16 protein-coding genes and 1 riboswitch are annotated in these 17273 nt (G+C 27.9%); of the genes, 1 reads left to right on the top strand and 15 read right to left on the bottom strand.

Translation table 11 applies throughout. The features are described 5' to 3' along the window. Positions 1-52 precede the first annotated feature (52 nt). Entirely contained in the window at positions 53-865 is an 813-nt protein-coding gene (locus PZA12_RS11325) for a hypothetical protein (RefSeq protein ID WP_078115720.1), read from the top strand. A gap of 226 nt (positions 866-1091) precedes the next feature. On the opposite strand, the gene PZA12_RS11320 is transcribed toward PZA12_RS11325, so the two are convergent. From PZA12_RS11320 to PZA12_RS11250, 15 genes are all read right to left on the bottom strand, one after another. Beyond that, the gene (locus PZA12_RS11320; RefSeq protein ID WP_078115721.1) at positions 1092-1496 is read right to left on the bottom strand and encodes a PTS sugar transporter subunit IIB; all 405 of its coding nucleotides are present in this window, start codon (positions 1494-1496) and stop codon (positions 1092-1094) included. A gap of 215 nt (positions 1497-1711) precedes the next feature. After that, the gene (locus PZA12_RS11315) at positions 1712-1939 is read right to left on the bottom strand and encodes a hypothetical protein (protein ID WP_077840836.1); all 228 of its coding nucleotides are present in this window, start codon (positions 1937-1939) and stop codon (positions 1712-1714) included. A gap of 217 nt (positions 1940-2156) precedes the next feature. Continuing rightward, the gene (locus PZA12_RS11310) at positions 2157-2297 is read right to left on the bottom strand and encodes an aspartyl-phosphate phosphatase Spo0E family protein (protein ID WP_078115722.1); all 141 of its coding nucleotides are present in this window, start codon (positions 2295-2297) and stop codon (positions 2157-2159) included. Between the two features lie 676 nt (positions 2298-2973). After that, a complete protein-coding gene (locus PZA12_RS11305) occupies positions 2974-4686 on the bottom strand; it encodes a methyl-accepting chemotaxis protein (protein WP_103699186.1) in 1713 nt (570 codons plus the stop codon). Between the two features lie 431 nt (positions 4687-5117). Continuing rightward, positions 5118-5351, bottom strand: coding sequence for a hypothetical protein (locus PZA12_RS11300; RefSeq protein ID WP_041896343.1), 234 nt, complete (start codon positions 5349-5351; stop codon positions 5118-5120). Between the two features lie 1039 nt (positions 5352-6390). Further along, positions 6391-7602 (bottom strand): EAL and HDOD domain-containing protein, encoded by a 1212-nt coding sequence (locus PZA12_RS11295; protein WP_078115724.1) that lies wholly within the window; start codon positions 7600-7602, stop codon positions 6391-6393. A gap of 213 nt (positions 7603-7815) precedes the next feature. Beyond that, positions 7816-7899: riboswitch (cyclic di-GMP riboswitch) on the bottom strand. 263 nt (positions 7900-8162) lie between these two features. Further along, positions 8163-9551: an NADPH-dependent glutamate synthase gene (gltA, locus tag PZA12_RS11290; RefSeq protein WP_078115725.1), complete on the bottom strand. Its 1389-nt coding sequence runs from the start codon at positions 9549-9551 to the stop codon at positions 8163-8165. Beyond that, positions 9551-10441 carry a sulfide/dihydroorotate dehydrogenase-like FAD/NAD-binding protein gene (locus PZA12_RS11285; protein ID WP_077869786.1) on the bottom strand — a complete coding sequence of 297 codons (891 nt, stop codon included), beginning with the start codon at positions 10439-10441 and terminating at the stop codon, positions 9551-9553. The genes gltA and PZA12_RS11285 overlap by 1 nt, the downstream gene beginning before the upstream one ends. 384 nt (positions 10442-10825) lie before the next feature. Beyond that, positions 10826-11992: an iron-containing alcohol dehydrogenase gene (locus PZA12_RS11280; RefSeq protein ID WP_103699030.1), complete on the bottom strand. Its 1167-nt coding sequence runs from the start codon at positions 11990-11992 to the stop codon at positions 10826-10828. 380 nt (positions 11993-12372) lie between these two features. Beyond that, complete coding sequence (locus tag PZA12_RS11275) at positions 12373-14337, bottom strand: sigma-54-dependent Fis family transcriptional regulator (protein ID WP_078115726.1); 1965 nt, start codon at positions 14335-14337, stop codon at positions 12373-12375. Between the two features lie 593 nt (positions 14338-14930). Then, on the bottom strand, positions 14931-15098 hold the full coding sequence (locus PZA12_RS11270; protein ID WP_017212661.1) for a hypothetical protein: 168 nt from the start codon (positions 15096-15098) through the stop codon (positions 14931-14933). A 282-nt stretch (positions 15099-15380) separates the two neighbouring features. Further along, positions 15381-15800: a hypothetical protein gene (locus PZA12_RS11265; RefSeq protein WP_078115727.1), complete on the bottom strand. Its 420-nt coding sequence runs from the start codon at positions 15798-15800 to the stop codon at positions 15381-15383. A 66-nt stretch (positions 15801-15866) separates the two neighbouring features. Continuing rightward, positions 15867-16100, bottom strand: coding sequence for a hypothetical protein (locus tag PZA12_RS11260; RefSeq protein ID WP_103699029.1), 234 nt, complete (start codon positions 16098-16100; stop codon positions 15867-15869). Between the two features lie 32 nt (positions 16101-16132). Then, entirely contained in the window at positions 16133-16351 is a 219-nt protein-coding gene (locus PZA12_RS11255; protein ID WP_077842244.1) for a hypothetical protein, read from the bottom strand. Positions 16352-16536: 185 nt separating this feature from the next. After that, positions 16537-16872, bottom strand: a complete 336-nt coding sequence (locus PZA12_RS11250) for a YnfA family protein (protein WP_078115729.1) — start codon at positions 16870-16872, stop codon at positions 16537-16539. Positions 16873-17273 lie beyond the last annotated feature (401 nt).

The following is a 17273-nucleotide window of genomic DNA, read 5'->3' as shown; positions in this document are numbered from 1 at the left end:
TCTATGTTTTAACATAAAAATAAATTTTTATATGACGTAAGGAGAGATAATTATGAAAAAGAAAAAAATACTAGGAATTGCAATAGCAGCTATGATTTCAATATCAAGCCTTGTTCCAGCATTCGCTGATGATGCTTCTACACAAAATGTAACAAATAGTGTTACTACAGGGCAAGTATCTCAAACTAATAAGGCAGATAAACTCGCAAAACTTACTCAAAAAGCTTCTAAACTTGGAATAGATATCACTGGATTAACTAATGATCAAGCAAAATCAAAAATAAGAGCTGCTGTAGCTCAAAAACTTGGGATTGATATAACAGGTCTGTCAGATAAAGATGCTTCAGCTAAAATTAAAGCAGCTTTTGAAGAAAAGACTCTTGAAAGACTTAATAAAAAAGCAACTGAATTAGGTATAGATATAACAAATCTTTCACCTGATAACGCTAAAGCTAAGATTTTATCTGCAGAGGCAGGAAAGCTTGGAATTGATATAACAGGTCTATCAAATAAAGATGCTTCAGCTAAAATTAAAACAGCTCTTGAAGCTAAAAGCCTTGCAAATTTAACTAAGAAGGCAACAAAACTTGGAGTTGATATAACAGGTTTATCTAATAAAGATGCTAGGATAAAATTAAATCAAGCAGAAGCTTCTAAGCTTGGAATAGATGTTACAGGTCTATCAAATGAAGATGTAATAGCTAAAATTCAAAGTGCAAGAGCTGAGAAATTAGGAATCGATATAACAGGATTATCATTTAAAGATGCTCAAGCTAAAATTAAAGCAGCATCTGAAGCTAAAAAAGAAGCTCATCAAAAGAAAAATACATCAACAACTACAACAACTGATACTTCCGTACAATAATTTCATTAAAGAAGAGATAGTTTCACAAATTTGAAGATATCTCTTCTTTACTATGTGATAATATGAGAATTTTAAGACCACATTTACTATACTTTAAAGAATCTTATATATAGGATTTTAAAAATCCACCTCACTGAAGACTACATCCTAAATTATAAAATAATTTAAGTATTATAATTTTATAAAAAATGAACTATATTATTTATAACTTATATACAAAGATTTATTAAACTTTGCTATTTCTGTAAGCAACATGCCTAGTGACCATCATGGTGTTTTCTTCCCCTGGAAAATATACTGGATTAATTTTAGTTTCATTATACAAATTGATTGCATCTACCACATCTATTGCTAATTCCTTAAAACTAATGAGACCATACATTCTCGGTGGAAGAATATAGATAGGTTTATCAATCTCTGAAGTTTTCACAAATTTCTTAACTTGCATTATTAGATGAGGACAGCATACAATTATATCAAATTCACTCATTCTCTTATTTACTAATAAAAATGGCGAAAATTCAATTGAATAATCATTTTGCATATTATTCTCTAATATTTCCTTTTCAACTTTACTGGCTAGGGTACTTGATGAAAAGCCCCCTCCACAGCATAAAAGTATTCTTATCATTTCTAATCCTCCACTGTATATTATTAATCTTAAGCGCTAAAGATTTATATATAAACAACTATAATCCATACTTATGAGTATAGCTCACCGAAATGAATAATATACTTTTGTTCCAGTTTCTGGTCAGAATATATTTCATAGTCTAAGTATAGTTTATCATTATATTATCTATATAAATATCAACTTATTCAAATAAGTATATTTATTTGAATATACTAAACTTTATCAGTTTTTTTTAATTTGACAATTCCATCTTTAATCGCTATTTGATTAGTTTCCTCTAAATATCTTAAAGTAGGCTCTATACGCTCTTTTACTCTTCCAAGTTTTGAGCCGAGCAGAGTCTTTTGATAAGTTTTGAAACATATTCTATCCAATTCATATAAATTCATACCATCTGGTCTTATCTTAAGATTCATTATGACTTTTTCTATAGTATTCATAATATTCCCTCCTTATATATATCTAATTATACAGAAATATGTAAATTCCTTCCATAAATTTTAATTATATAAAGATGAATCATAATTTTCATAGTCTAGCGAAATAAAAATGTTTCAACTTTCTGCTTATTACCATATAAGTCTAATGCATATTTTGTTCATATATATAAAATGAATTATATTATTTAAGACTTCTATATTAATGATGTGAACTTCTTTAAATTCCTTTATCAAGCAGCTCATTGTATTGATTTATTATGTCGTCTAACCTCTGACTAGCAGTAATAACTTCTATTCCTAATAAACTTTTTTCATTGTTTATAATTTCATATAAGGATTGTCTCATTTTACAAATCATTTTCTCTATTTCTATTATTTTTCCAAATTATACTTCCCCCTAACTTTTTTATAAGTATAACTCTAAAAAAATACATTTGCTGTATCAATTGTTACATTATGTAACAAACTTCACTTGTTATATATCGCAATAAATTATATAATCACTAAAAATAAAGTATTATATATTAATATTTATACAAAAAAATTGCATGCGACTATTGAGACACAGATTCTACTGAAATGTAAATTTCCAAAGAATTAAAACAAAGCCAAATAACCATTCTACTAGAATGAATATTTGGCCATGCATATATTCTAAAAATTTTAATTCCTTATATTTTTTCAAAGCGACTGGATAAAACAATTCTATATAAGAATGAATTATAGATAAACCAATTATAAGTTAGATTTATGTCATGAAAGATATCCAAACTAGAAATAAGAATTATGCTTTTGTGAAATGTTTCATTAGGAATTTGATGGTTTTGATTCTTAGATTAAAAGTTGTTCCAAGTATGCTAGTTCAAAGCTCGTCTTTGAGACTAGCATCTTGGGTGCAACTTGTGATCTTAGAATCATCCATCATAATTTCCTTAGAAACTGGAACAACAGCATAATTCTCATTTCGGCGAGATATATTCCTAATTTTAGGTCTTAGTTGGTTTATCTATATATTATTCAGAACTTATATATTTCTAGAATTTAAATTTATTTGCCATTTCAATCATGTTATCAGCCATTTCTGATGTGTCTTTTGCCTGATTGGTAACATTATCTACTGATGCGCTGGTTTCGCTAATACTTGCAAATATCTCTTCTACACTAGAAGCTGATTGCTGTGATTTTGATGAAATATTTACTATAGCATTATTAACTTTAGATACATTATTCGCAATTTTAATTGCTGACTCTGCAATCTCTTTTGACATTTCATTTACAACTTCAGCATCTTTTTCATATTGATTTCCTATAGACTTCAACATTTCATAATCTGGTCTAACCTGACTATCAATAAATCCCAATATATCTTTAGTGTTATTAGTAAAGTTTTCAATAACATTTCCAACTGTACTTATATTTTTCTTTATATCGATAACTGTTTCTGATGACTTCTCAGCTAATTTTCTAACTTCCTCTGCAACTACAGCAAATCCGCGACCTGCATCCCCAGCATTAGCAGCCTCTATAGATGCATTAAGTGCTAGAAGATTAGTTTGTTCAGCTATTTGTCCAATAGCTTCTGCCATTTTTTCTATTTCTTTAACAATCTTTATATCCTCAATTGCTTTTTTAATCTTAATTTCTTTTTCATTATATAGGCTTATTGCATTATTAGATGACTCTTCCACTTTTTCTTTTACATTTACTGCTCTTTTCATAATTTCATCTGAATCTAATTCTCTCTTTTCAGCATTTCTGCTAAGTTCATCTGTCAGTTTTTCTATTTCCATTGTATATGAACTAACATCTTGAGTTGCCGCACTTAAATTCATGCTTGCATCAGCAATTTCATGGGTTACAGTTTTAATATTATTCATAGTTGCAGACATTTCTTCCATTGTTGAAGTTAGATCTTCATTTGAAATTCTGACATTTTTCATACGATTAGTAAGTTCTATAATAAGATTTTTCACGTCTAATACAGCAATATTCAATGCTTTTGACATATTACCTATTTCATCATATGCATTTATATTTATTTTCTCAGTAAGATCTCCTTCCGCTAAACCATTAGCAAAATTAACTATACTGTTTATTCTCTTTCTTAACCAAATTGCTAACCCACCACTTAATATGGCTAATATCAATGCTGAAATAACAATAAATATTGCAAGAAATTTAAACGAATTTTTAAAAACTGCGTTACTTGATTCCGATGTTTCTTTGGCCGCATCAATATTTTCATTTATTACAACATTTATATCATTTGCTATCTCTTCTCTTAAAGTAAAATACTCCGAATTATATAATTCAATAGCTTCCTCATAATTATTGTCAGTAACATCCTTTATTATCTTTGTTCTTATATCCCTATACCTAGTTAATGCATCTTTAACTTTTTTATAATCAGCTTCTTCTTTTTCACTAGAATAAGGTATTTTTTCAATTTCTTCAAAAGTTTTATTATTTAAATCAGATAAATCTGCTAAATCTTTTTGTGCCTCATCTATATCATTTTTAAAATTACTATTAATAATATGTTCCATATCAGATAGTCCTAAGTTAGTATTACTTTTTACTACATATAACTTCTGAAGTCTCATTAAATTATTATTATAAATTTTATCTGTATTTATATTTAGTTTGTTCATGCTAAATAGACCAGCTATGCCGACTAAAACTAAGAATACAGTACATATCACACTACTTCCTATTAATTTTTGGGATATTTTCATTTTCTTAAACATTGTATTTATCCTTCCCTTCGTCCTTTAAGATATAAAAGTTATCATGTTTAATCCCAATACCTAATTCCATAACCATTCTATAAACTACTAAGCTTAATCACTTATTTTTACATAAGTATCAAAACTAATAAGTAATTTACTTCTACTCTAAATTATACCACAAAATCCACTTAATTCACATGAATCCGATAATTATTCTCATATTCTTTAATTTTATTTACTTTTAAAATAGGTATTATAACAGTTCCGCAAGAACAAATGGGTTTATTCTCCATTCAATGTTTGTTTTCAATCTTGTTGAATAGATTCCTGTGTAACTTTTCCACACTCTTAATCTCATTACAATTTTCCAAAAATAAAAAACAATCTCCTCATTTTTTAATAGGAGATTGTTTTTAATTTAGTATAATTCTCTAAATCAATATTTTCTTCTAATTTATTATATCAACAATATCAAACATTGCTGTCATTTCTATAAATACTTGTTTTTTGCAACAAAACTCTTTTTTTGAAATATGACAATTAGCAATTGCTTTGCTCGAGTTATCAGATTTATATTTCTCCAGCTTTTCTTGAAGTTCTTCAAGACATAGATCGTGAATTGCTTTAATGATATCTTCTTCCCATATACAAGCTGGATAACTATTTATCACTTTTATTTTCATTAATTTCACCTCGTATTAATAATGGGGTGTAAAATCCAATAAATATTAACTACTGAATAATATTTATTATATAATAATCAGATGAAATTAATATTGTGAATGAAACATCTTTGTATTGTAAATTACTACTCTTTAGCATATTATACTTTAAATAAAGTTAAAAATCCCCTGTAAATTTATCATCAATTTACAGGGGATTTACTGTTAGTAGGTATAGTAAAATATAGGAGTGTTATGTAATTGCATATTAAGGGGTATTTGGGAATCAATTTTTACACACTCAATATATTATTCGTTAATAAATATACTTTTCTGACATAAAAATATAAATTTTTCTAATAAAAAGTATATTTTCGAAAATTATTTTAAACCATAGATAAAGTATATAAGGCAAATTATTTAAAAAAGCAAAATATATTACCTATAACCTGTATATTTAAATTTTATAGGCTCATGTTTTGTAATATACATTATATAATTCAATTTTCCATTTTATTAGCTAATCATGACTCATAGAGTAAATACTAGTATTGTTATAAATCATAAATTTTGTTATTCCTTTATAACTGAAAGCAGCGCTTAGTAAATCTCAAGATATTATTATTTTGTCATTACTTTTTTTATTTTTATGTATAATATCTTTAAATTTCGCAAATAATTATTAATGAAAATATTACTTTTCAACTACACCAAAAGAGATAGCATTTATTAATCTAACTGCTATCTCTTTTTATATTAAAAATCAACCCATAGAAATCCCATCATTTTTTGATTTAATTACTTATACCTATTAGCACTTTTAGAATATTTACCCTAATATTTAATACTATTCCAATGAAAAATAATATAATATTATTTTTTTTTGCCATTTGCACCTTTTTTATATTTTTATTGTTGAATTAAAACAGTTTATGTCGTATAATGTTAATGTAAATATACAATTTACTTATATTGAAATTTTTCCTAGAGTTTTGATATAGTATTTTCTTTTTTTACCAATTAGAGTAAGAAACTAGACACGTTCTAGTTTCTTATTTTTTTAACTCACAACATCATCTGCCCATTTTATAGCATCTATATAGGCTTCTGCAAGCTTATTATCACTGACACCTATTTCCTTAGTATAAAACTCAACGTTTTCCCATTGACCTTTTTCATAGTTAATAGCTAATTTCAATATCTTATTCAAGAAATTATCTTTTTCAATTAGTCCTTCCTTTATTTCATCATTTATATATAATTCTTTTAAGATCACTTCAATTGAACAATTTAAAATTGCATCCATAACTGAAAATAATCCTACCATATAAGCTGAATAAACATTATTTCTATACTCACTCATATTACATATTAGTTCACATAACTTCGCTCTCTGCAATGAGACTTTTATAAGTTCATCTGTGTTATTTTCCTTTAGATCATTTAGCAGAACTACATATAACCATTTTATAATCTCTTTTCTTCCCAACAGTGCAATAGCATATTTTATAGATCTTACTTCATTCTTAAGGCAGTATGCAGACGAATTTATTAATTTGATTATTTTATATGACAATCCTAAGTCCTTTATTATTAGTTCTTCTAATTTATTAAAATCAAAATCTTCTTTATTAATTAACTTTAGAATTTTTATTGCTGTATCTTTGTTAGTCGGAATGTTTTTTCTGGAAAGCACTATTGGTTTACTAAAATAATATCCTTGAAAGTATGAGTACCCTAGTTTCAAAGCCTCATCATATTCTTCTTTGTTCTCTACTTTTTCGGCCAAAAACTTTATTTTATTATTTATTTTTTTTAGTTCAAATACTTTCTTTCTTCCATCCCCTGTCGTGATTTTAAAATCTATCTTTATAATATCAGCTATTTCTATTAATTTAATATATTTAATATGGAATACAAAATCGTCTAATGCTAATATAAATCCTCTTTTCTTAAGTCTTTTACACGCATCCACAATTTCATCATTTGGTTCTATATTTTCTAAAATTTCTATAACAACATATTCTTTAGGAAGTATAGTTGCTATTTCTTTCTTTATCAATTCTTCAGTAAAGTTTATAAATGCCTTCTTGTTATCAGTAATATCTTTGAAGTCAAATGTATAAAATGTATTAGCTATAACCTTTAAAGTTGCTTCATCGCCATTAGCATTGTTATAGAAATTGTTTTGTCCATTTCTAAATAGAAGTTCATATGCAACAACTTCATTTTTCCTGTTAAATATAGGCTGTCTAGCTACAAAAATATCCATAACAGTCTCATTCCCTTCATTAATACTTATATACCTCTTAATTTAACCCTTACTGTAGTATAATTTGGGTTCATAAAAATTAAAATCTTCTCTCAATGAGCTTACTTACGTAATACTTAAACTTAAGATATATAAGTTCTTATTTATATATAAATCAAGTAAATTTTTTCATATAAAAAACCAATTAAAACTAACTAATAAAATAATTAATTAATCTTAATTGGTCGGTTGCACAACTAGCTCCAAACTCTTAAAGTGCCCACTTAGAAAGAATTCTTCATAGCTTCCAATTGTAATATAATACATCAATATGTACTTATTTCATATATATGAAATATTATCATTAATTTATAATAAAATCAACAAATAATATCATTAGGAATACTAAATTAGAGATTTTTAAGGAAATTTTAAGATTATTTTCTCTTTTTATTGAGACATTATTTTTATTTAAAAAAATAATTTTTGTTAAATATCGTCTAAAATTATAAACAAAAAAAAGATTAGTTACATCTATATTTCCCTGTAACTAATCTTCTTAATATATAATATGTTAAATGCTATCTACTTAAATATTCATCTATTGCAGCAGCAGCTTTCTTTCCTGCTCCCATTGCTAAAATAACAGTTGCAGCACCAGTAACTGCATCTCCACCAGCATAAACACCTTCTTTAGTTGTTAATCCATCTTCATTGGCAACTAAACAAGCTCTACCATTGATTTCTAAACCTTTAGTAGTTGATGAAATTAATGGATTTGGTGAAGTTCCAAGTGACATTATTACTGTATCAACGTCTAATACAAACTCTGAATTTTCCTTAACTACAGGCTTTCTTCTTCCTGAAGCATCTGGTTCTCCAAGTTCCATTTTAACGCACTTCATTCCTTTAACCCATCCATTTTCATCTGTTAAGATTTCTGTTGGATTAGTTAAAACATCAAATATTACTCCTTCTTCTTTAGCGTGATGCACTTCTTCTGCTCTTGCTGGAAGCTCTGACTCACCTCTTCTATATACTATATGAGCTTCTGCACCAAGTCTTAAAGCAGTTCTTGCTGCATCCATAGCAACATTTCCTCCGCCAACTATAGCAACTTTTTTACCTGCTTTAACTGGAGTATCATATTCTTCTTTAAATGCTTTCATTAAGTTTACTCTTGTTAAAAACTCATTAGCTGAAAATACACCATTTGCATTTTCTCCTGGTATTCCCATAAACTTTGGAAGACCTGCTCCTGATCCAATGAATACAGCTTCAAATTTTTCATCTTCAATTAATTGATCTATAGTTATTGTTCTTCCTACAATTACATTAGTTTCAATTGTTACTCCAAGCTTCTTTATATTTTCAATTTCTGCTTTAACAACATCATCCTTTGGTAATCTAAATTCAGGTATTCCATAAACTAAAACTCCACCTGCTTCATGTAGTGCTTCAAATATAGTTACATCATAACCTTTTTTAGCTAGGTCTCCTGCACAAGTAAGACCAGCAGGGCCACTTCCAATTACCGCAACTTTCTTCCCTTTAGAAGGTTCTGTTTGTGATAAATCTACTTTATTTTTTCTTGACCAGTCTGCGGTAAACATTTCTAATTTACCTATAGCTACAGCTTCACCTTTAATTCCAAGTACACAGTTACCTTCACATTGATTTTCTTGTGGACATACTCTTCCACAAACCGCTGGAAGTGCACTGTATTTTGCTATTTCTTTAGCAGCATCTTCAAAGTCTCCAGTTTTAGCTTTTGATATAAATCCTGGAATGTTGATTGATACTGGACATCCCTCAACACATTTAGGATTTTTACAATTTAAACATCTATTGGCTTCTTTTATAGCATCATCTTCATTATATCCTAAACAAACTTCCTTAAAGTTTTTTGCTCTTACTTCTGGAGCCTGTTCAGTAACAGGTGTTCTTTTCATTCTATCGTTCATCTCTATTACTTATCCTCCTTGCATCCACAACCACCATGGTTATGAGTGTTTCCTTCTTCAAGTTTTAATAATTCTCTTCCTTCTTCTGTTTTATACATAGCTTGTCTTCTCATTGATTCATCGTAATCTACTAAATGGCCATCAAACTCAGGTCCATCAACACATGCAAATTTAACCTTTCCACCGACAGTAACTCTACAAGCACCGCACATTCCAGTACCATCAACCATTATAGGGTTTAAACTTACTACAGTTGGAATATTTAATTCTTTAGTTAACATTGAAGTAAATTTCATCATTATCATTGGTCCAATGATAACAGCTTGATCATATTTCTTCCCCTGATTATTAACTAATTCCTTAAGCATATCTGAACCAGTTCCTTTAAAACCGTACGAACCATCATCTGTTGTTACGTAAAGATTTCCAGCAACCGCCTTTAATTCTTCTTCATATATTAATAAATCTTTATTTCTGCTTCCTAAAATAACATCTACAGCTATCCCATGTTCGTGCATCCACTTAACTTGAGGATAAACTGGAGCTGCCCCTACTCCTCCTGCAATAAAGATAATATTTTTCTTTTTCAATTCTTCTAGATCTTCATGAATAAATTCACTTGGTACACCTAATGGTCCTACAAAATCTGAAACATAATCTCCAACATTAAATGCTGCTAACTGCTTAGTTCCTTTTCCTATAGCTGCAAAAACTATAGCTACTGTACCTTTTTCCGCATTATAATCTGCAATTGTTAAAGGTATTCTTTCTCCTTTTTCATCATTTTTTATAATTATAAATTGACCTGGTTTTGCTGATTTAGCAACTCTAGGCGCTTCTATATCCATTAAGAATATGTTATTGGTAAGTTCTCTTTTGTTAACAATTTTGTACACTCTTAGTACCCCCTACGCTTATAAATTCTATTGATAATTTCAAATTAAACTTGCTTAGATAGAGTTTGATCCCTATCTGAATCTTAGCTGAAATTTATTTATGATCATACAACTGTTACATATCACTTAAAGAAGCGATAGGATTACAGCTTCTAAACATAAGATATATCCGATAATTGGAATTTTCATCCTTGTTTCCATATCAACAACAAAGACTCCCTGAGGTGGAGAGTCATTGTTGTTTTATCAATGTTGTAACGATTCTTTTAGTAATTATTCAATTATTTACTTCAATAACTTTTTAAAAGTTACATGATTTTTAATGTGAAACAACTTACTTTATCTCTATAAGATTATGAAATAAAAAAATTGCCTTTATTTATTTTATAAATTAACTTTAGTTCCATAGTATGTGCATTCAAATAATTTTTCCATTGTAGCATCATCTATTTCTCTAGGATTTGATCCTGTACATGCATCTAATACTGCATTATGAGCTATAAATGAAAGATTAGCTTTAAAATCTTCTTCAGTAACTCCATACTCTTTCATTGAGTGAGGAATTTCTAACTTATCATTTAATCCATTAATTAATTCGATTAATGAATCAGTTAACTCGGCATCATTATTTCCCTTTAATTTTAAAGCTCTCGCAATATCTCCATATCTATTTTCGCATTTTGTTCTATTATACTCAATTACATATGGTAAAAATATAGCATTTGCACATCCATGAGGAATATGGAATACAGCACCAACCTTATGAGCCATTGAGTGAACTATTCCAAGTAATGCATTAGAAAATGCCATTCCAGCTAAACATTGAGCTTCATGCATTAGATTTCTAGCTTCTTTATCTCCTTCAAATGATTTTAATAAATTTTCTTGAACCATTTCTATAGCTTTAATTGCTAATGGATCTGAGAAATTTGATTGAAGTGATGCAGTGTATGCTTCTATAGCGTGAGTTAATGCATCCATTCCAGTATGAGCTGTTAAAGTTTTTGGCATAGTTTGAGCAAGTGCTGAATCAACTATTGCTATATCTGGAGTTATGTTAAAATCAGCTAAAGGATATTTAATTTTTTCTGAATAATTTGTGATAACTGAGAATGCTGTAACTTCTGTAGCTGTACCGCTTGTTGATGGAATAGCTACAAACTTAGCTTTTTGTCTAAGGTCTGGTAATCCAAATGGAACAACTGCTTGTTCAAACGTAAAATCTGGGTATTCGTAGAATATCCACATAGCCTTTGCAGCATCAATTGGTGATCCTCCACCGATTGCAACTATCCAATCAGGCTCAAAGTTTCTCATAGCTTCTGCGCCTTTCATTACTGTTTCCACTGATGGATCTGGTTCAACACCTTCAAATAATTCTACTTCCATTCCTGCTTCTTTTAAATAATCTTCAACTTGTTTAAGAAAACCAAATCTTTTCATTGATCCGCCACCAACTACTACGAAAGCTTTCTTACCCTTTAAAGTTTTAAGTGCCTCAAGTGCTCCTTCTCCATGATAAATGTCTCTTGGTAAAGTAAAACGTGCCATAAATATTTCCTCCTAAAATTTGCTCATTTATTATTTTGCATAGTTGTAAAATAATAAGTTAATATGTCTATTTTTGACCACATAAATTATTAAAGCAATATTCATGCCAACTTGTGATTATTTTATCAATATATTTTATATTTATGATAATAAAATGTCAAAATATAAGAGTACTTTTCTAACAAAAAACTCGTAATTCCTGAGAAATATTATATTTAAAGGGTTTAAATTAAGTTATTAAATATATAAAAAATAAATTATACATAGATTAATTGTTAAGCATATACTCATTTATATAAATAATTTTTAACAAAGATATGTCCTAAAATAATACAGTATAAATTTAATACAGCGTAATATTTTAGGACATGCTTTATAATTTATTTACGTTTTTTTAATTTTAGATATAGAGTGTTTCTACTTATACCTAAAGTTTTAGCCGCTTTTGTCATATTATGATTATTTATTCTTACAGCTTCATGGATTGCTTTCATTTCAAGTTCTTCTAAGTTTAAAGTATTCACCATATACTCAGTCTTTTCAGTATTAACATTCTTTAAAAAGCCATTTGTCTGATCGTCTTCCCATATCTCTTTACTTAAAAAATCATCTTTTAATATTTTCCTATCATATGTTTTGTCTATCTCAACACTTTGATTGTCTTCAAATTCCCATAAATTAAAAGATGATCGTCCATCTAAATTTACTATATTCTCAATATAATTTTCAAGCTCTCTTATATTTCCAGGCCAATCATAGTCTAATAACTTATTATATAAACTTTTATCAAGCTCTGGTATTGATTTATTCAACTGAAAAGATTTAATCCTTAAGAAGAAGTCAATAAGCATTTTCACATCGCCTTTTCTCTCTCTTAAAGGCGGTAAAGTGATTGGAATTACACATAATCTATAGTATAAATCTTCTCTAAAATTCCCTTTTTGAACTTCTCTTTTTAAATTTTTATTAGTTGCTGCTATAACTCTTACATCTATAGGAATCTCTTTGCTTCCACCAAGTCTTGTAACTCTTCCATTTTGAAGCACTCTTAACAGCTTAACCTGTGCATCAAGCGGCATTTCCCCAATTTCGTCCAAAAACAAAGTACCTCCGCTTGCAATCTCAAACTTACCTGGATTTCCGCCTCTTTTTCCTCCTGTAAAAGTCCCATCCTCATACCCAAACAATTCACTTTCTATTATATTAGCTGGTATAGCTCCACAATTTATTGCAACAAATTTATTTCTTCTTCGCAAACTATAATTATGCATAGCCTGTGCTAATATTTCTTTACCGGTTCCACTTTCCCCTTGAATTAGAACAGTTGAAGGACTATTTGCAATAACCTTACAGTTAGTTATCACATTAACAATGGCTGCACTATCTCCAATTATATCATTAAAAGTAAAAAATGCCCCTGTTGCATTTTTGTTGTCTTTTCCTTCTTTTTCATAACTTATTGTTACAACCATACCTATAATATTATCTTTATGTTTAAGACCTTTAAAAAGCAACCTTATTTTATGTCTGCTTGTATGTTTTAATTTTAATTCCTTTATAATATCACCATTATGGTTTTCAAGTTCCTCTATTACATTTCCCAAATCAGGCAAAATATAATGTATATCTTGACTTATTATCAAATCCTTATCTATATTAAATATCTCTACTCCAAGTTTATTTATATTTATTACTTTATACTCTTTATTTACTATCATGATGCCTTTATCAACATTATCTATGACACTCTCCATATAGTTATAGGTTTGATTCAATATGTCGCGTATCCCCTTCTTGTCCAATTCATTTTCGATTGCCTTTACACCAAAAACAACTAATCCTAAAGTATGTGGATGCTTCATATCTCTTCTACCTGTTAAGTTCAATGTTCCAATAATTTCTCCCTTTGTATTATGAATAGGTGCAGCAGAGCATGTTAAATTGTGGAACCTTTTTATGTAATGCTCAGTTGCAGTTATCTGAATACACCTGTCTTCTTTAATTGCTGTTCCCATTGCATTAGTACCTATATTTTGCTCGTCCATATAAGCCCCAACTTCAAGATTATTCCCTCCAAGCTTACTATTATTTTCTTCTGCTCCTTTAATATATAGAATGCACCCATTTTTATCTGTTAACACTATAATAAATTCATTATCCATAACTGCTGAAAATACCATATCTATGTATATTTTAGATACTTCTATTAATTCTTTATTAATAGTTAATATATTTTCTAATTCTTCACCAGTAAGAATCTTATTTGAGTGATCTGAATTTTTTTCAACTCCATAACTTTCACTTCTCTTATGTGAGTTTTCAATTAATAGTTCTTTATTCTCCATAACGTACCTCCATTCTTTAGTAAAATTCTTTATCTTCACATAAATTTACCCAATCTTTTAATATCTCACTACAATTTCTTAGATACATTTTTTCATTTTCATCACTTATTTACTAAAACTCTATAATTATTTACTGATATTTTAATAATTTATTTTTTTATTCTATATTAATACCTTTCTCTCCCTTTACCAAAATACACTTTTAAAATCTACTTATATTTTAACATAAAATAGAGTTTTCTTTACATTAACTCACAATAAACTCCAAAAATCTTAAATTTTTCAGATTTAACTGCTCTGTTATAGATATCCAACTCTAAAACTAAATTTATGTGGTAACGTACCGAAATCATAAATATTTTGTTCCGAAAAGCTATGAAACTATCGCTGAAGGTTCTAAGCAACAGGTTGAATGCAACTTTATAGCCTTAGAATCACCCATCAGAATTACCTAGAAACTGGAACAAAAGTATATTATTCATTTCGGCGAGTTATATGTATAAGTTCGGGTCTTAGTTAGCTTATCTATATTTCTACATAAAAATAAAAAAAGGTAAATTAAGCATTATCACTCAATCTACCTTTAAAGATAATTATACTTGTAAAAACTTTTCATAAGTCTCTATTTTATCCTCTCTGTTGTTTTTCTTTAGCCATTTATTATATTCTAAAATGACTTCTTCTACTGTTTTTAAATCTAGCTTAACATTCTTTTTTTTGTTCATTTCAGCGTACATATTAATTTTAATTATATTCCCCATGTTGTTCTCACCTCTTTTAAATATATGATAATATTAAATTCTTGTGATTTTTATACAAAAATAATTAAAACTTTATGACTTTTTGTAAACATTATCACGCAATATAAAAATTTTTTTATATTATCTATAATACATTATTGACAACATTTACACTTTCTAATATATATATTACCATTAAATTTTGTCAGTTTTTTGTCAGTTGAAAATGTTTTCTTAAAATTTTACTAAAAAATAAAAGTATATAACAAGAGAACCCTCTCCAGGGTTCTCTTACATAGATGTTTAGTTTAATATTTTGCTTAATGCATAATTAATAGAATCTTTTAAACCATCAAATGACATTTCGTCCATTGTTATCGAAGGTTCATCTTTTACCACATATTCTTCACCTTTGCAACTTATTAATATTGCTTTTTCAACACTACTGCTTAATTCACGATTTTTATGTTTTGATATTTTCAATTCATTACCATTTCCATCTATACTATATCTTATAAAAATATTTGCTTTTCTACCTGGAAATATTATAGAATTTTCATCAGGGACAAATTCAACATACTTGTCTGCATTTCTACTACTAAATAACTCATTAATTAAAGTTATTATGCTATTTATCTCTTTATCTACATTTTCTTTACTAATTTTTTTCGGGCATAAGCTATGTACATAGTTTTCAATCCATGACTTCTGATTAAATTCCATATCCTCACCTCTTTCCATAATAATAATTATACAAAAAAGGAGAAATTCCTCTAAAAATATTTAATCTTACTTAACTGTCTCTATAAATATTTTATTGAAAACTCTCATTTCCTCTAATTTTGTTATTATTTTTTCATCTATTTTTAGTAAGTTCTTATCTATAAGATCTACTTTCTCTGAGTCATTTATATTTTCTCTGCAAAAATCCAATATTTTTTTATATGATTCCATTTGCATTTTAATCAAAGCTTCATACTGTTGGTTAGTTAAATCAACAAATTCTATTTCTTTACTAGTCATATTAGCCGCCTTTCTAAAAATTTAGTCTGATTTCACATTATATTTATTAGTACTATCTTATTATCTTTAAATATAGGAACTATTTTCCTCAGTAAACCATTATCTTGTATGTACTTGATTGCCTCATCAAATTCATCAATATTCATTCCTATCTGCTCATATCCCAAAGATCTAGGAATATCAACCTCTTCGATATTTTCACATGGCATATTTTTTATTATTTCTAATATTATATCTACATTTTGATTCATCAACTCATCCCCTTAATATAGATAATTATATAAAAGTTTATATTTCCCTTCTATAATTTTATATTAATTCAAATATTAGTAATAATCATCCATTACATTTTTCTTAAAGTATTTCCATTTTTAAAGCTTTTTCAAACTCTTCACACTTCATTTTTATATACGAATTTTTATCATAACACACTCTACTATCCTCTGGGTGCATACATAATTACAATAACACCTACTAGAGCTATACATCCACCAATTAAATCAAACTTATCAGGTACTATATTATCAATTTTCCATCCCCATAAAATTGACATTACAATAAATATTCCTCCATATGCTGCATATACCTTACCAAAATTAGCATTTGAAGGCTGTAACGTAGGAATTATTCCATATAAAATTAATATGACCGCCCCTATAACTCCATATAAATAGCTTCTTCCATCGCGTAACCATATCCATATAAGATATCCACCTCCAATTTCAAATATTCCAGCCAATATAAAATATAATATTGATTTTATAATCTCCATTTTCTTTCCTCCGAGTGTAAGCATTTATATAATCATTAAAAAGACATCCTTAAATTTATATCTACTACTAGGCTAAATTATAGCATATATTGTAAATATGATCTAATTGTTGTAAAATCACTTTCTAATTGATTAGGTGACCTATAGTGCATTAACATATCTCTTAACTAAATACGCAAAAAAATACAGCCAAGTTATGGCTGTATCTTATATAAAATTTAGGGGAGATTAAGAGTGGGGTTTGGATATCTTTTGTATACATTTATATTAACACAATATTAAAAAATAATCTATATTTTTTAATATTGATTATCAGGTTTTTTTCGACAAACGCTTTTAATGTATTTATAGTGCTAAAAGAAGAATTTATCTAAGTTTTATAATTATTTTGCCTCTTACTT

Origin of the sequence: Clostridium beijerinckii (assembly GCF_036699995.1) — a bacterium.
GTDB classification, from domain to species: Bacteria; Bacillota; Clostridia; order Clostridiales; family Clostridiaceae; genus Clostridium; species Clostridium helianthi.
Note: the sequence above shows the minus strand (reverse complement) of the source record. Positions and strands in the feature narration are given on the sequence as shown.

Coding starts and splice junctions, on each gene's coding strand:
- PZA12_RS11325 (WP_078115720.1), top strand. CDS start 53: ATGAAAAAGAAAAAAATACTAGGAATTGCAATAGCAGCTATGATTTCA.
- PZA12_RS11320 (WP_078115721.1), bottom strand. CDS start 1,496: ATGATAAGAATACTTTTATGCTGTGGAGGGGGCTTTTCATCAAGTACC.
- PZA12_RS11315 (WP_077840836.1), bottom strand. CDS start 1,939: ATGAATACTATAGAAAAAGTCATAATGAATCTTAAGATAAGACCAGAT.
- PZA12_RS11310 (WP_078115722.1), bottom strand. CDS start 2,297: ATGATTTGTAAAATGAGACAATCCTTATATGAAATTATAAACAATGAA.
- PZA12_RS11305 (WP_103699186.1), bottom strand. CDS start 4,686: ATGTTTAAGAAAATGAAAATATCCCAAAAATTAATAGGAAGTAGTGTG.
- PZA12_RS11300 (WP_041896343.1), bottom strand. CDS start 5,351: ATGAAAATAAAAGTGATAAATAGTTATCCAGCTTGTATATGGGAAGAA.
- PZA12_RS11295 (WP_078115724.1), bottom strand. CDS start 7,602: ATGGATATTTTTGTAGCTAGACAGCCTATATTTAACAGGAAAAATGAA.
- PZA12_RS11280 (WP_103699030.1), bottom strand. CDS start 11,992: ATGGCACGTTTTACTTTACCAAGAGACATTTATCATGGAGAAGGAGCA.
- PZA12_RS11275 (WP_078115726.1), bottom strand. CDS start 14,337: ATGGAGAATAAAGAACTATTAATTGAAAACTCACATAAGAGAAGTGAA.
- PZA12_RS11270 (WP_017212661.1), bottom strand. CDS start 15,098: ATGGGGAATATAATTAAAATTAATATGTACGCTGAAATGAACAAAAAA.
- PZA12_RS11265 (WP_078115727.1), bottom strand. CDS start 15,800: ATGGAATTTAATCAGAAGTCATGGATTGAAAACTATGTACATAGCTTA.
- PZA12_RS11260 (WP_103699029.1), bottom strand. CDS start 16,100: ATGACTAGTAAAGAAATAGAATTTGTTGATTTAACTAACCAACAGTAT.
- PZA12_RS11255 (WP_077842244.1), bottom strand. CDS start 16,351: ATGAATCAAAATGTAGATATAATATTAGAAATAATAAAAAATATGCCA.
- PZA12_RS11250 (WP_078115729.1), bottom strand. CDS start 16,872: ATGGAGATTATAAAATCAATATTATATTTTATATTGGCTGGAATATTT.